Raw genomic sequence first — 13,722 nt, 5'->3', positions numbered from 1 at the left:
TATCGCCCTCTTCCGCCAGCGACTGCCCGCCGAAGCGGGTAGACGTCATCAGGACCTGGTCGTTCTTGAAATCGGTCGGCTTCAGCACGACCTTCACGCCGTTCGACAGCAGCAGCTCAGTGGTGCCCAGCTGCTTGTCGGCGGTTTCCTTGACAATGCGGCCGGCTTTGGGCGGCTGCGCCATCAAGCTGGCAGCCAACGCCTTTTCCTCATGCGCCGACATGGTGGCCTTTTCGGCTTCATCCACAGTGGCCAGCATCTGCCCTGCCTGCGGCACCACGGTCCCCGACTTGTCGTTGCCCATGAAGATAACCAGTTTCTTCTGGCCGACCGGGATCGCGCTGCGCACCTGGGCGTTAACCTCCTCCAGCGTTACGCCCGGCAGCAAGTCCTTGTAATAGCCGTATTCGTTCTCGATGCCCGGCATCGATTCGCCATCCAGGAAATGGCGGGTGAACTCGCTCACATAGGCAGAAGACTCGGACTTGTCGCGCTCGTTGTACAGGTTCTCCATGAAGCGCATCATGTTCTTTTTGGCGCGCTCAAGCTCCACCATGTTGAAACCGAGTTGGCGCGCACGTTCGCCTTCCTCCACCAGGCGCGGATGGCAGGTAAGGCGCCAGCCTTGCCCACCACGGCGCTCGATACGAAAGCCTGGTAGCCATGCACCGCCTTGGCCATATTGCTATAGCCTTGCAGGAATGGCGGATTGGATTGCTGCGACAGTTCGGCGATGCGCTGGCTCAGCAACCCGGCCGACAGCAATTCCACCATGCGGGTGCGGTATTCGCCGACAGTTTTCGACTCTGTGCGCTCAATGAAGGGATAGCGGATCGTCACCAGGTTGGACGGCGCTTCGCGGTCGGTCACTACAATGGCTTCCGATTCCTTGCGCTCCGGGATCGGCTGGTAGATGCGCGGACGCGGCTTGGCAGGATTTACCAGCTTCGAGAAATGGCGGGCAACCAGGCTCTCCGCCTCGATCGGGTCGACGTCGCCCACCACAATCACCGCCATCAGGTCTGGGCGGTACCAGTCCTTGTAGAAGCGACGGATCGCGTCCGGCTTGAAGGACTTCAGGACTTCCTCCTTGCCGATCGGCAGCCGGCGCGCATACAGCGAACCGTTGAAGATCTTCGGCAGCAGCACCTTGTTCATGCGATCGGTCGCGCCTTTGCCCAGGCGCAGTTCTTCCAGCACGATGCCGCGCTCACTTTCGACGTCGGCATCGTTAAAGGTCACGCCCTGTGCCCAGTCTTCCAGCACCAGCAAGCCCTTGTCCAGGTTTTCCTTCTTGTCGACCGGGATCGGCAGCATGTACACCGTCTCGTCGAAACTGGTGTAGGCATTCAGGTCGGCGCCGAATTTCACGCCCACCGACTGCAGCCACGAAATCAGTTCGTGGCGCTTGAAATGGGTGGAACCGTTGAAGGCCATGTGTTCGGTGAAGTGGGCCAGGCCAAGCTGGTCCTCGTCTTCAAGCACCGAACCCGCCTTCACCACCAGGCGCAGCTCCACGCGTTTTTCCGGGCGGCGGTTGCGCTGGATATAGTAAGTAAGGCCGTTCGCCAGCTTGCCGGTCTTGATCTGGGGATCAAGCGGCAGCAGCGTAGCGGGATCGGGGGCGGCAAAAGCCGCAAAAGAGCAGCACACCAGGGTCGCTGCCAGCAGCAGTTTTAGTAGTTTCATAACATAGTACGATACACCATAGGTCATCCTTAATGCTAGTATGCCAACCATGAACGCTCACCGCTCTGCAATCGCATGGCTGACCAGCTGGTGGCAGCTGCTGCAGTTCGCCGCACTGCTGCTGACGCGCGCCATGGCGCCCTCCAGCTACCGGCGCGATAACCGGCGCATGCTGTCCGAACAGATCGTCGTTGCCACCACCGTCAACCTGGCCTGGTTCTCCGTGCTCTGGGCACTGATCAGCCTCGTCATCATCCGTATCGTTGTGGTCACGTCGGCCAGCTACGGCCTGTCGCGCTATGCATTGGAAATGGTGGTGCGGGTGCTGGTGCTGGAACTGGTGCCGCTGACGGCAGCGCTGTTCGTGGCGCTGCGCACTACCCTGCCGGCAGGCGTCGAATTCGCGCAACAAAGGCTGGCCGGCCATGCGCCCGATGCCCGCGCGGCCCTGCGCACCCAGTTTTATCCGCGTGCCGCAGCCGGCGTATTTGCGGTATGGATGCTGGCTGCAGTAAGCTGCCTGCTAACCCTGGTGCTGGCCTACCTGGTGATGTATGGCTTCACTCCATGGGCGCTGCCAGGTTATACGCGCGTAGTGGGACAGATTTTCAATCCGGCCGTGAGCCTGATCCTGGTGCTGAAGGTAGTGTTCTTCAGCTTGGCGGTGTCAGTGATCCCGCTGGCTTCTTCCTACTACACCGGCGCTTCCAGCCCGCTGCGGCGCATCGGCATCGCGCACGGCCTGGCCGATATGGTGCGCATGTTTTCCGTGATCCTGGTGGTCGAAGCGGCATCCCTGATGGGTAATTATTATTGACGATATGAGCGAAACGACTCCCCCAACTTCCGGCCCCGACCCAGCGCCGATCCATAACGCGGAAGCCAAGGCGGTGGCCCTGCTGGTGCTGCTGGTCGGCCTGGTGCTGGGCGCGATCATTTACCTGATGTACGCGCGCGGCGCTTTCGAGCCGACGCAAAGGCTGGTGCTGACTGCCGACGATTCCGAAGGCGTGACGGTCGGCATGGACGTGACCTTCGCCGGCTTCCCGATCGGGCGCGTGCAGCGCATCGAGCTGGCGCAGGACGGCAAGGCGCGCATCCTGGTCGACGTGCCGCGCAAGGACGCCCACTGGCTGCGTACCAGCAGTATCTTCACACTGGAAAAGAGCCTGGTGGGCGGCGCCAAGCTGCGCGCCTTTACCGGTATTCCGGCCGATCCGCCGCTGTCGCCGGATGCCGAACGCGCCCTGCTGGTAGGCGATATGGCGGCCGAGATCCCGCGCCTGCTGCAATCGGCCAAGGATTTGCTGAACAACCTGGCGGCGCTGACGGAGGAAGAATCCGCCCTGGGCACCAGCCTGCGCAACGTGCAGGGCGTGACCGAAAAACTGAATGGCCCGGGCGGCGCGCTCGGCGTGCTGGCCGGAGAAGACCAGAAAGCGCGCGAGCTGCTACGCAACGCCAATTCGCTGGTGATCAAGGCCGACAGCCTGGTGGGCAACGCCGACAAGCGCGTGTTCGGCGAAAAGGGCCTGGCCAACGATACCCAGGCAGCGGTGCAGCAGCTGAATGCCTTGCTGGCCGATGCGCGCAATTCGTTGAAGAAGCTCGATGCGGTGCTGGTGGAAGCGCAAGCCGTCGGCGCCAACACGCGCGAGGCCACCCAAGACCTCGGCGCCCTGCGCGCAGAGGTAGACGCCAACCTGCGCAAGGTGGAACAGATGATCAATGAGCTGAACCGCAAATGGCCGTTCAAGCGCAGCGAACCGGAGATCAAGCTCCCATGAGAACGACCATATTCGCCGCAGCACTGGCTGCCGTTTTGGTGACCGCATGCAGCAGCGGGCCGCGCGTGCCGGACTGGCAGTTGAACGCCGCCGGCGCCAGCGAGCGCGCCACGTCGGCCTACATGGAAGGCAAGACAGCAGTCGCCGAGCGCGAATTCAGCCTGGCGCGCAGCCAGGTCGGCAGCACCGCCCAGCCCGCGCTGGCGATCCGGATCGAGTTGCTGCGTTGCGCGGTGCAGGTGGCGGCGCTGGTGTTCGAGGAATGTCCCGGCTTCACGCCGCTACAGCCGGATGCTGCGGCGGCCGACCAGGCCTATGCGCGTTACCTGGCGGGACGCGCCACGCCATCCGATGCCGCCCTGCTGCCCGAGCCGCAACGCGCGGTTGCTGCCGCTACGAGCGACACCGCTGCCGCGTCGGCAGCAGCCGCCATCGGGGACCCGCTGTCCCGAATGGTCGCCGCAGGCGCCCTGATGCGCGCCAACCGCGCCACGCCGGATCTGCTGACAACGGCGATCAACACCGCCTCGGCCCAAGGCTGGCGCCGCGCAGTGCTGGCGTGGCTGAACGTCCAGCTGCAGCGCGCCGAACAAGCCGGCGACAGCACCGAAGCCGAGCGCCTGCGCCGCCGCATCAAGCTCGCCACCACCCCATAACAGCCGAGGCCGTGTCACACCGTGGGGTCACACCCCGAGTGTGACACGGCCTCAAGCATTTCCATGGATGAGAGCGTGTCACACTTCGGGTGTGACCCCAAGGTGTGACACGAGCGCGGCTGTTGTTAGCTGGCGGCTTTGGCGGCGGCTTCGCGCAGCTTGTCTTTTTTGCTCTTGCGCTTGCCCTTGATGCCGCCGGTGCCGTCGTTGGCGCCGGGCGGCAGCGGCGGCGATTCCTCGCTGGGTTCGAATCCGGCCAGGCGTTCGCGCGGGACGCGCACGTCCTGGCGCTTTTCGATCAGGCGGAAGTGCTGTTCGGCTTCGGGCGTGATGAAGCTGATTGCCAGGCCGGAGGCGCCGGCGCGGCCGGTGCGGCCGATGCGGTGGGTGTAGTCGGCCGGGGAGCGCGGCAGGTCGTAATTCACGACCACCGGCAATTGGGCGATGTCGATGCCGCGCGCGGCAACGTCGGTTGCGACCAGCACTTTCAGTTTGCCTTCGCGGAAGTCGTTCAGCACCGAAGTGCGGGCGCCCTGGCTGAAATCGCCATGGAAGGCTTCCGCTGCCACGCCGCCGCGCCGCAGCTTGTCGGCCAGGTGCTCGGAGGCGTACTTGGTGGCGACAAACACCAGCACCTGGCGCCAGCCCTGCTCTTTCAGCAGGATGCGCAGCAACGAGGTGCGCTGCGACTGGTCGACTTCAATTGCGCGCTGGGTGATATCGGGGGCGTGGGCGGCATCGTCCAGCGTGGCGACGCGCACCGGGTCGCGCAGCAGCTTGTCCGCCAGCGCCTGCACGGCCGGCGGGAAGGTGGCGGAGAAGAACAGGTTCTGGCGGCGCGCCGGCAGCAGTGCCATGATGCGGGCGATTTCGTCGGCGAAGCCCATGTCCAGCAGCTTGTCCGCTTCATCCAGCACCAGTACCGAGGTACCGTCCAGCTGGATGGCATTGTGTTCGACCAGGTCGAGCAGGCGGCCAGGCGTGGCAACCATGATGTCGGTGCCGCCGCGCAGCGTCATCATTTGCGGGTTGATCGATACGCCGCCAAAGGCTACCGAGACCTTGACCGGCGACGGCAAATGGGACGCCAGTCCGCGCAATGCCTCTCCAACCTGCGCGGCCAGTTCGCGCGTCGGCGCCAGCACCAGCGCGTACAGCTTGCGCGGGCCGGCACCGTGGCGGCCCGACTCCAGCAAGGCGTTCAGCAGCGGCAGCGCGAAGGCGGCCGTCTTGCCGGAACCGGTTTGCGCCTGCCCCAGCACGTCGGCGCCGCGCAAGGCGGGTGGAATGGCAGCGGACTGGATGGCGGTCGGCGTGCTGTAGCCGGTCTCGGTGATGGCGTTGAGCAGTGCGGGCGCGAGGCCCAGGTTGGAAAATGTCATGGCGTGCTTGGTTTGGAGAAGCCGGCAGTATACCTTGCGCCGGGTTTCGTGCGACTATACGTTTGCTATCAAACTACCAACATTTACAGAAGAATGATCAATTGGGACGCCCACCTCTGCCTGCCGCAGCATCCGCAGGCGGATTTTTCCCCGCTTAGCCAGCTTCATTCCGCTGGCGTGAACTATGTCTCGGTCAATGTGGGCGCCGACATGAATCCGGTTGCGCAGGTGATGTCGGTGATCGCCGGATTCCGCGCCACCATCGCCGCCAGTCCGGATCGCTATCGCCTGGTGTCCGGCGTGGATGAGGTGATCCAGGCCGCGGCCGATGGCGTGCTGGCCATCGGATTTGACCTTGAAGGGGCGATGCCGCTCATGGAGCAGCCGGAAATGGCCGAAGTGTATGCCCGCCTGGGCGTGCGGCAGATGCTGTTCTCCTATAACCGCAACAACAATGTGGCCGATGGCTGCCACGACACGGCGCGCGGCCTGACGCGTTTGGGCCATCGGGTACTGCAAGCGGTGAACGACGCGGGCATCATCGTCGATTGCTCGCACACCGGCCGCTTGTGCAGCCTGGAGATCATGGCCGCGTCCAACAAGCCGGTGGTGTTCAGCCATGCCAATCCTTTCGCGCTGGTGCCGCATGGGCGCAATGTGACCGATGAGCAGATCCAGGCTTGCGCTGCGACCGGCGGCGTAGTGTGCGTGTCGGGCCTGTCCTGGTTCCTGGGTACTGAGCAGCCGACCGCGGCCGACGTGGCACGCCATGTGGCCTATGTGGCGGACCTGGTGGGCGTGGCACACGCCGGGGTCGGCCTGGATCTCTGTTTCAGGGAAAAGGACCTGGACGATACGCCGCCTGGCGGCTTCAATCCGGCGTGGTGGTGGCCGGAGTCGGCCGGCTACCGCGCCGGCCGTTCGCCCTCGTTCGTGCCGATCTATGCCTGGCGCTCGCTGCCGCTGGAATTGCGCAAGCTGGGTATGGCACCCAATGAAATCGAGCAAGTCCTGGGCCGCAATATGCTGCGCGTGGCGCGCGACACCTGGCTGTAACTACATGCCGACGTCGCCGTAAGGCCCGGCCAGCACGACCACATAACCTTCCGGATCGCGCAGCCACAATTCCCTGTGCTGCGCATTGCTGTTTTCCTTCGGTCCTTCCAGCACCGTTGCGCCGGCCGCGCTGGCGCGCTCGACCGCGTCGTCGAAATCGTCGGTCCAGAACCACAGCAGCGCGCCGTTGCCGTAGGGGCGCTGTTCAGGGTTGCCGATGTGCGGATGGTGGTGGGCGTCCCAGCGGTGCAATTGCAACACCATGCGGCCGTCGTGCAGCAATTGCTCGTACTCGTTGCCGCCATGGCCGCTCGTGAGGCCCAGGGTGTTCTGGTACCAGCGGCTGGTCGCTTCGACGTTGCTGACAGCAATTAAAGGTTGCGCTTGCATGTCACTCTCCCCTTTTGCTCAACGGAGGAACAGCATACCACTGGCGACGCCCCATGCGAATTCGGGAACGATGAACAGCCACACCAGCGGCAGGCCGCCGCCGGCCAGCGTCCAGGCAAACCAGGTGCTGAACATGAAGCGTGCGCTGCCGTCATAGGTGGCGAACTGCGGTTGCGGGTCGCGCAGGCGCAGCCAGGACCACACCAGCACGATACTGCCCATCAGGCAGGCGAACAGCAGGTGCATGCTGCCGAAGGCTGGCAGCGGCGGGCCGCCAAGCGCCTGGTTAAGCGCCGACAGGTGGCCGTGGGCGATGGCAAAGGTCCATGGGGTGGCGAATGGTGCTGTGAGCAGCAGGTCGTAGGCGGCGCTGGCGCGCACCAGTTTCCGGATGTTTGGAGTTTTCATGCTGCGCAGCTTAAACCTTGGAGTACACTCCATGGTCAAGCACTTTTTGGGAGCAGCAGGATGCAGATCGGCGAACTGGCCGAGGCCACGGGCCTCAGCCGCGATACCTTGCGCTATTACGAAAGGCGCGGCTTGCTGGCCGCGCGCCGCAGCGACAACGGCTACCGCGACTATCCGGAGGAAGCAGCGGACTGGCTGCGCTATATCCGCATGGCGCAGGCGCTGGGCTTTACCTTGCAGGAAATCGAGGCCGACCTGCCGTTGCTGGCGGCGCCGGCGCGCGACAGCGCGGCCACCGCTGCTGCGCTGCGTGCGGCCCTGCAGGCCAAGCTGGCCGAGATTGACCGCCGCATCGGCGGCCTGCAGGAACTGCGCGGCGAGCTGGCACGCCGCCTCAGCGCACAGATGGAGGACTGCCCGCTGCGCGCCGGCGCGGCAGCCGTATACTGAGCCATGGTCAGCGCCACCTTCCGCTTCTACGAAGAACTGAACGACTTCCTGCCGCGCGCGCGCCGCAAGATCGAGTTCACGGTGCCGTGTGCGCGCGCCGCCACCACCAAGCACATGATCGAGGCGCTCGGCGTGCCGCATACCGAGGTGGAACTGATCCTGGTCAATGGCGAGTCTTCCGGCTTCGAGCGCATGCTGTGCGATGGCGACCGGGTGGCAGTCTATCCCAAGTTCGAGGCGTTCGACGTGCGGCCACTGCTGCGGGTGCGCGCCGAGCCTTTGCGCGTGATGCGCTTTGTGGCGGACGCCCATCTGGGCGGGCTGGCGCGGCTGCTGCGCATGGCGGGATTCGATACGCTGTACGACAACCGGATCGACGATCCTACCGTGGCCTCGCTGTCTGGAGACGAGGGCCGCGTCGCCCTCACCCGCGACCGCGATCTGTTGAAGCGGCGCGGCATCACGCACGGCTGTTATGTACGGGCCTTGAAGCCTGCTGCGCAGTTTGCCGAGCTTTTCCAGCGCCTCGACCTGGCGGCCAGCGCGCGGCCATTCACGCTGTGCCTGGCCTGCAACGCGCCGCTACGGCAGGTGTCGAAGGCCGCTGTGGCGGCGCAGTTGCCGCCATCGGTGCGCGCGTCGCAGGAGGAATTCCTGACCTGCGATGTGTGCCAGGGCATATTCTGGCGCGGCTCGCACTGGCGCCGCATGAAGACGCTGCTGGAGAGCCAGGGCGTGGACGGCGGCTAACGCTGCGCGCAATCGAGCAGCTCGGGTTCCGGCGGTAGCAGGACGATGCGTTGGCCGCCAATTTCGATATCGCGCAAGGCCGTGGTGGAGAGCTTGAACTGGCCAGTGCGCAAACGCTCCTGCAAACCCTGGCAACCGGCCAGCCACATTGGCGGCCGTCCAATGACCTGCCACTTGCCATTTCGCTTGGACAGCAGCGCAGCACCATCGCCGCTTTCCTCGCCCAGCAGCAGCACGTCCGGCCGGCCATCGCCATCGCCGTCAAGCACGATAGCGTCGCAGCGGGTGCCATTGCCGCGCATGCATCCCGGCGGCGGATACGGTTGCCACGTCTTCATCCAGTCCTGCTCGAGGAATCCAGCCGGCAATTGCGCGCCTTGCGGCCACACGCGCAGGCTGGGCGGCCCGCCGGCGGGGGCCGGTGACCGGGCTGCCGTCCTGTCCTCATAACGTTCCTTCAGAGCGTCGGCCGCGCGAATGCGCACCGCATCGGCTTTGGGGCCGGTGCCGCGCGCGGCCAGCGCCTGCAAGGCCTCCATGCCATAACGCGCGCCATGGTAGCGCAGGAATCCGTAATCGAACTTCTCGGCCGGCGTGGTGCCGCGCGCCAGGCGCGCCACCTGGTCGGCCACCGAAATGCGCGCCGGATCGGCCACCGGCGTGAACATGGCAAGCGACACCGCCAGCGCCAGGAATGCTGACGCAATATTCACCTGGCGCAGGCCATCGAGCCAGGGTCCGCCACGGCGCACGGCCGCACGCAGGTAGCCAGCGGCATAGAACAAGGCCACCACCAGGCAAGCCGCCGCAATGACGCGGTCCGGCGTCCAGCCGTAATCGGCCACGCGCAGGCCGAGCGCGTAGACGCCAAGCAGCGCCAGCGGCGGCAACAGGAAGCACGCCATCCGGGCAGCAGGCGCACGATGCGCGCCAGCCCGGCTGCCGCGTCGCCGGCCTGGAAGGCGGCATTCACCAACACCACCAGCACCGCGCAACTTGCCAGCAGCACAGCCGTGGCGTGGCGCGTCTGCCACAGCACTTCCAGGCCGGGTAAACGGCAATGAAGCCAGGAAGCCGCCAACCAGCAGCACGGCGATCGGCAGGATCCACGCTTTCAGCACCAGCAGCAGGCTACGGATGCCGCGCACGATGGCCGGCCGTACGTCGGTGGTGTGCATGGCGCTGGAAAAAGCCAGGCACACCAGCGGCACCGAGAACCAGGACTTCAGCAGCAGCGTCTCGAGGAAATCCAGCTTCAGCAGCCCGAACAGCGCCGCCCCCATCCACATCACCAGCCATACGCCAAGCACAAACAGGGCGGAAAACAAAAGCTGGATGGCGAGCTTCCAGGCGCTTTCAAAGCAGGTGGCGTAATGGGCGACCCAGCGCCGGTCGTGCGCCCCGGCCATCACCAGGCTGTGGGCGACGAAGAAAAAGCCTATACAAAATGGGAACAGCAGGAAGCTTGGCCGCAGCACTGGCGCATGGTCGAATGCGCTGCGCCACGCGTCGTGCATGCCGACCGCGGCAAGCACCACGGCGGCAGCGCCCAGCCACCAGGCCAACGGCCGTCGTTCCAGGTGGCCCAGGCTGGAAATCAGCAGCACCGGCAGCACGATCGCGGCCAGCACCAGCGGCAAATACAGCATTGGATGATTGGCCGGCCAAGCGCCTGATTGCCGGGAGTGATATAAAAAATACAACAGACCGCCTTGCAGCAGGCCGGTGATCAGGCGCAATTGCCCGACTCGGCGGGTTACGGCGGCGTCGCGTACAGCTTCCTGCGCCAACAGGTCGGATTCGGGGGTTGTGGCTTCCATGTATCGATCATATCCTCTTGTCAATTTTGCAGCAACGCCACTGTTGCCCAGTACGGCTATAATCGATGGCTCAACCAGCCGTATGCGCCATGAATCCACATCTCGACAAGCTGCAGTCCTACCCGTTCGAAAAACTGCGCCAGCTCTTCGCCGGCAGCACGCCCAACCCCGCTTTCAAGCCCATCAGCCTGGGCATGGGCGAGCCGAAGCACCCGACCCCGGCCTTCATCCGCCAGGCGCTGATCGATAACCTGGACGGCCTGGCCAATTACCCGGTGACCGCCGGCAGCGAGGCGCTGCGCAATGCGATCGCTTCCTGGCTGGAGCGCCGCTATGGCCTGCCGACGCTGGACCGCGCCACCCAGGTGCTGCCGGTGAACGGCTCGCGCGAGGCGCTGTTTTCGTTTGCACAGACGGTGATCGCACCCGATACCGGCGCGCTGGTGATGTGCCCCAACCCGTTCTACCAGATCTATGAAGGTGCGGCTTTCCTGGCCGGCGCCGAGCCGTATTTCGTCAATTCCGACCCGGACCGCAACTTCTCCCCGGATTACGACAGCGTGCCGGAGGAAGTCTGGCAGCGCGTGCGCCTGCTGTATCTGTGCTCGCCGGGCAACCCGACCGGCGCCGTGCTGACGCTGACCGATTGGGAGCACCTGTTCGCGCTGTCGGAACGTTATGACTTCATCATCGCCGCCGACGAGTGCTATTCGGAGATCTATCATAGCGACGAGCCGCCGCTGGGCGCCATGCAGGCCGCCAATATCCTTGGCCTGACCAAGGAAGGCGAACCATATGCGCGACTGGTGGTGTTTTCCAGCCTGTCCAAGCGCTCCAACGTGCCGGGCATGCGCTCCGGCTTCGTGGCCGGCGACGCGCAAGTACTGAAGAAATTCCTGCTGTACCGCACCTACCACGGCAGCGCCATGGGCCCGCATGTGCAGGCCGCCTCTGTCGCCGCCTGGTCCGACGAAACCCATGTCGAAGAAAACCGCGCGCAATACCGCGCCAAGTTCGCCGCCATCACGCCCCTTATCCAGGAGGTGCTGGACGTGCAAATGCCGGACGCCGGCTTCTACCTGTGGGCCGACGTGACCCGCAGCGGCCTGTCCGACACCGAATTCGCCCCGCCGCCTGCACGCCGAGTACAATGTCACCGTGCTGCCGGGGAGTTACCTGGCGCGCGACGCCCATGGCAGCAACCCGGGCCGCAACCGCATCCGCATGGCGCTGGTTGCCGAGACCGAGGAAGGCCTGGAAGCGGCGCGCCGTATCGTCCAATTCTGCAATCAACTGAAGAAATCATGAGCATCCAGCAAATTATTGAAACCGCGTGGGACAACCGCGCCGAGATCAACCCATCCAACGCCACTGCCGAAGTGCGCGACGCCGTCAACCACGTGCTGGCTGGCCTGGACAACGGCTCGCTGCGCGTCGCCCAGAAAGAGAACGGCGCCTGGGCAGTCAACCAGTGGGTCAAGAAGGCCGTGCTGCTGTCGTTCCGCCTGGAGAACAACGTGGTCATGCCTTCCGACGGCACCATGCAGTTCTATGACAAGGTTCCTACCAAGTTCGCCAACTACTCGGCCGAAGATTTCGCCAAGGGCGGTTTCCGCGTGGTGCCGCCAGCTGTGGCGCGCCGCGGCTCCTTCATCGGCAAGAACGTGGTGCTGATGCCTTCCTACGTGAACATCGGCGCCTATGTCGACGAAGGCGCGATGGTTGATACCTGGGCCACCGTGGGTTCCTGCGCACAGATCGGCAAGAACGTGCACCTGTCCGGCGGTGTGGGCATCGGCGGCGTGCTGGAGCCAATGCAAGCCAATCCGACCATCATCGAAGACAACTGCTTCATCGGCGCCCGTTCCGAGATCGTGGAAGGCGTGATCGTCGAAGAAAACTCGGTGATCTCGATGGGCGTGTACATCGGCCAGTCCACCAAGATTTACGACCGCACCACTGGCGAGGTATTCTACGGCCGTGTGCCGTCCGGCTCCGTGGTGGTTTCGGGCTCGTTGCCGTCGGCTGACGGCAAGTACAGCCTGTACTGCGCCGTGATCGTCAAGCGCGTCGATGCGCAAACCCGCGCCAAAACAGGCATTAACGAATTGCTGCGCGGCGTTTAACCGTAACAAGGAGATATCCAAAAAATGGCTATGGACCGCCTGTTCCAGCTAATGAAGGAAAAAAACGCCTCGGACATGTTTTTTGCCGTAGGCTCGCCGGTGCATCTGAAGATCAACGGTCTTCTGATCCCGATCAACCAGCAAAAGCTCGAGCCCGAGAACCTGGAGGCCTTGCTGGCCGAAGTCTGTTCGCCCGAGCAAGTGGAAGAGCTGGCCACGTCCAATGAGCTGAACATGGGTATCTCCGTGCCCAACCTGGGCCGCTTCCGTCTGTCGGCTTTCCGCCAGCGCGGCAGCATTTCCGCCGTCTTCCGTTTCGTTCCGGCCAGCATCCCGCCGCTGGGCGAACTGGGCCTGCCGCCGGTGCTGGCTGACCTGATCATGGAAAAACGCGGCCTGGTGCTGCTGGTGGGCGCCACCGGCTCCGGCAAGTCGACCACCATCGCGTCGATGCTGGACCACCGCAATGAACTGCGTTCGGGCCACATCCTGACGCTGGAAGACCCGATCGAGTACCTGTTCCGCAACAAGAAGTCAATCGTCAACCAGCGCGAAATCGGCAGCGATGCCAAGGACTTCTACACCGCGCTGCGCAACTCGATGCGCCAGGCGCCGGACTGCATCCTGATCGGTGAGATCCGCGACCGCGAGACCATGGCGTCGGCCATGGCGTATGCACAGTCGGGCCACCTGGTGCTGGCAACCCTGCACGCGAACAACTCGTACAACGCGCTGAACCGTATCATTTCCTTCTATCCGATCGAGAACCGCCCTGCCCTGCTGCAGGACTTGTCCTCGACGATCAAGGCTGTCGTGTCGCAGCGCCTGATCCGCTCGGCCGGCGGCGGCACCCGTACGCCAGCGGTCGAAATCATGGTCAACACCCGCTACATCTCGGACCTGATCGAGAAAGGCGAGATCGGCCAGATCAAGGAAGCGCTGGAGAAATCCCTGTCGCCCGGCTCGCAATCGTTCGAGCAGGCGCTGTACAAGCTGGTGATGGAAGGTGCCATCACCAAGGAAGAGGCGCTGGCCAATGCCGACTCCGCCACCAACTTGCTGTGGCTGCTGAACCACGGCATGGAAGCGCCACCTCCTGTCGAGGAAGAAGAACTGCAATCCCCGTCCGACGCCAACTTCACCGAGTTCACCCTGAACTCCTGAGCTTGGCCGGCGCATGCGGCGGGCATTATTTGCCCGCCGTGTCG

The 13,722-nt window shown here is 64.3% G+C and carries 13 protein-coding genes and 2 pseudogenes; 9 read left to right on the top strand and 6 right to left on the bottom strand.

Annotated features, from left to right (window positions below; translation table 11 throughout):
* Together ACQ4MM_RS07005 and ACQ4MM_RS07000 are read right to left on the bottom strand one after the other, a co-directional pair.
* Window positions 1-556 (bottom strand): annotated as a pseudogene (locus tag ACQ4MM_RS07005) (insulinase family protein); the annotation flags it as partial.
* Window positions 523-1,689: a M16 family metallopeptidase gene (locus tag ACQ4MM_RS07000; protein WP_431476717.1), complete on the bottom strand. Its 1,167-nt coding sequence runs from the start codon at window positions 1,687-1,689 to the stop codon at window positions 523-525. The gene ACQ4MM_RS07000 and the pseudogene ACQ4MM_RS07005, both read right to left, overlap by 34 nt.
* Before the next feature lie 49 nt (window positions 1,690-1,738).
* Here ACQ4MM_RS07000 and ACQ4MM_RS06995 point away from each other — a divergent pair, with 49 nt between their 5' ends.
* Genes ACQ4MM_RS06995 through ACQ4MM_RS06985 form a run of 3 tightly spaced genes read left to right on the top strand, consistent with a single transcriptional unit; the run spans window position 1,739 to window position 4,132 of the window.
* Window positions 1,739-2,506, top strand: a complete 768-nt coding sequence (locus ACQ4MM_RS06995) for an ABC transporter permease (protein ID WP_431476716.1) — start codon at window positions 1,739-1,741, stop codon at window positions 2,504-2,506.
* A gap of 4 nt (window positions 2,507-2,510) precedes the next feature.
* Complete coding sequence (locus tag ACQ4MM_RS06990; RefSeq protein WP_431476715.1) at window positions 2,511-3,476, top strand: MlaD family protein; 966 nt, start codon at window positions 2,511-2,513, stop codon at window positions 3,474-3,476.
* Complete coding sequence (locus ACQ4MM_RS06985) at window positions 3,473-4,132, top strand: hypothetical protein (protein WP_431476714.1); 660 nt, start codon at window positions 3,473-3,475, stop codon at window positions 4,130-4,132. Before ACQ4MM_RS06990 ends, ACQ4MM_RS06985 begins: the two co-directional genes overlap by 4 nt.
* Window positions 4,133-4,257: 125 nt before the next feature.
* Here the strand turns inward: ACQ4MM_RS06985 and ACQ4MM_RS06980 are convergent, their stop codons facing one another.
* On the bottom strand, window positions 4,258-5,514 hold the full coding sequence (locus ACQ4MM_RS06980) for a DEAD/DEAH box helicase (RefSeq protein WP_431476713.1): 1,257 nt from the start codon (window positions 5,512-5,514) through the stop codon (window positions 4,258-4,260).
* A gap of 93 nt (window positions 5,515-5,607) precedes the next feature.
* On the opposite strand from ACQ4MM_RS06980, the gene ACQ4MM_RS06975 reads away from it, so the two are divergent.
* Window positions 5,608-6,570: a dipeptidase gene (locus ACQ4MM_RS06975; RefSeq protein WP_431476712.1), complete on the top strand. Its 963-nt coding sequence runs from the start codon at window positions 5,608-5,610 to the stop codon at window positions 6,568-6,570.
* On the opposite strand, the gene ACQ4MM_RS06970 is transcribed toward ACQ4MM_RS06975, so the two are convergent.
* A complete protein-coding gene (locus tag ACQ4MM_RS06970; RefSeq protein WP_431476711.1) occupies window positions 6,571-6,960 on the bottom strand; it encodes a VOC family protein in 390 nt (129 codons plus the stop codon).
* Window positions 6,961-6,978: 18 nt separating this feature from the next.
* A complete protein-coding gene (locus tag ACQ4MM_RS06965) occupies window positions 6,979-7,368 on the bottom strand; it encodes a hypothetical protein (RefSeq protein WP_431476710.1) in 390 nt (129 codons plus the stop codon).
* Window positions 7,369-7,428: 60 nt separating this feature from the next.
* On the opposite strand from ACQ4MM_RS06965, the gene ACQ4MM_RS06960 reads away from it, so the two are divergent.
* A complete protein-coding gene (locus tag ACQ4MM_RS06960; protein WP_431476709.1) occupies window positions 7,429-7,818 on the top strand; it encodes a MerR family transcriptional regulator in 390 nt (129 codons plus the stop codon).
* A gap of 3 nt (window positions 7,819-7,821) precedes the next feature.
* Window positions 7,822-8,568, top strand: a complete 747-nt coding sequence (locus tag ACQ4MM_RS06955) for a Mut7-C RNAse domain-containing protein (RefSeq protein WP_431476708.1) — start codon at window positions 7,822-7,824, stop codon at window positions 8,566-8,568.
* On the opposite strand, the gene ACQ4MM_RS06950 is transcribed toward ACQ4MM_RS06955, so the two are convergent.
* Window positions 8,565-10,388, bottom strand: coding sequence for a DUF4153 domain-containing protein (locus ACQ4MM_RS06950; protein WP_431476707.1), 1,824 nt, complete (start codon window positions 10,386-10,388; stop codon window positions 8,565-8,567). The two genes, ACQ4MM_RS06955 and ACQ4MM_RS06950, sit on opposite strands and share 4 nt — an antisense overlap.
* Before the next feature lie 89 nt (window positions 10,389-10,477).
* On the opposite strand from ACQ4MM_RS06950, the pseudogene dapC reads away from it, so the two are divergent.
* The 3 genes and pseudogenes from dapC to ACQ4MM_RS06935 all read left to right on the top strand — a co-directional run bounded on the left by dapC (window position 10,478) and on the right by ACQ4MM_RS06935 (window position 13,678).
* Window positions 10,478-11,696 (top strand): annotated as a pseudogene (gene dapC / locus ACQ4MM_RS06945) (succinyldiaminopimelate transaminase).
* The gene (gene dapD, locus ACQ4MM_RS06940) at window positions 11,693-12,514 is read left to right on the top strand and encodes a 2,3,4,5-tetrahydropyridine-2,6-dicarboxylate N-succinyltransferase (protein WP_431476706.1); all 822 of its coding nucleotides are present in this window, start codon (window positions 11,693-11,695) and stop codon (window positions 12,512-12,514) included. The pseudogene dapC and the gene dapD overlap by 4 nt, the downstream one beginning before the upstream one ends.
* A gap of 24 nt (window positions 12,515-12,538) precedes the next feature.
* A complete protein-coding gene (locus tag ACQ4MM_RS06935; RefSeq protein WP_431476705.1) occupies window positions 12,539-13,678 on the top strand; it encodes a PilT/PilU family type 4a pilus ATPase in 1,140 nt (379 codons plus the stop codon).
* The last annotated feature ends 44 nt before the right edge of the window (window positions 13,679-13,722 follow it).

It is taken from the genome of Massilia eburnea, assembly GCF_050709955.1.
GTDB lineage: Bacteria > Pseudomonadota > Gammaproteobacteria > Burkholderiales > Burkholderiaceae_D > Rugamonas > Rugamonas eburnea_A.
The sequence above is the reverse complement of the archived record's forward strand: the minus strand, read 5'-3'. Positions and strand labels throughout refer to the sequence as shown.

Coding starts and splice junctions, on each gene's coding strand:
- ACQ4MM_RS06995 (WP_431476716.1), top strand. CDS start 1,739: ATGAACGCTCACCGCTCTGCAATCGCATGGCTGACCAGCTGGTGGCAG.
- ACQ4MM_RS06970 (WP_431476711.1), bottom strand. CDS start 6,960: ATGCAAGCGCAACCTTTAATTGCTGTCAGCAACGTCGAAGCGACCAGC.
- ACQ4MM_RS06990 (WP_431476715.1), top strand. CDS start 2,511: ATGAGCGAAACGACTCCCCCAACTTCCGGCCCCGACCCAGCGCCGATC.
- dapD (WP_431476706.1), top strand. CDS start 11,693: ATGAGCATCCAGCAAATTATTGAAACCGCGTGGGACAACCGCGCCGAG.
- ACQ4MM_RS06965 (WP_431476710.1), bottom strand. CDS start 7,368: ATGAAAACTCCAAACATCCGGAAACTGGTGCGCGCCAGCGCCGCCTAC.
- ACQ4MM_RS06935 (WP_431476705.1), top strand. CDS start 12,539: ATGGCTATGGACCGCCTGTTCCAGCTAATGAAGGAAAAAAACGCCTCG.
- ACQ4MM_RS06975 (WP_431476712.1), top strand. CDS start 5,608: ATGATCAATTGGGACGCCCACCTCTGCCTGCCGCAGCATCCGCAGGCG.
- ACQ4MM_RS06980 (WP_431476713.1), bottom strand. CDS start 5,514: ATGACATTTTCCAACCTGGGCCTCGCGCCCGCACTGCTCAACGCCATC.
- ACQ4MM_RS06960 (WP_431476709.1), top strand. CDS start 7,429: ATGCAGATCGGCGAACTGGCCGAGGCCACGGGCCTCAGCCGCGATACC.
- ACQ4MM_RS07000 (WP_431476717.1), bottom strand. CDS start 1,689: ATGAAACTACTAAAACTGCTGCTGGCAGCGACCCTGGTGTGCTGCTCT.
- ACQ4MM_RS06955 (WP_431476708.1), top strand. CDS start 7,822: ATGGTCAGCGCCACCTTCCGCTTCTACGAAGAACTGAACGACTTCCTG.
- ACQ4MM_RS06950 (WP_431476707.1), bottom strand. CDS start 10,388: ATGGAAGCCACAACCCCCGAATCCGACCTGTTGGCGCAGGAAGCTGTA.
- ACQ4MM_RS06985 (WP_431476714.1), top strand. CDS start 3,473: ATGAGAACGACCATATTCGCCGCAGCACTGGCTGCCGTTTTGGTGACC.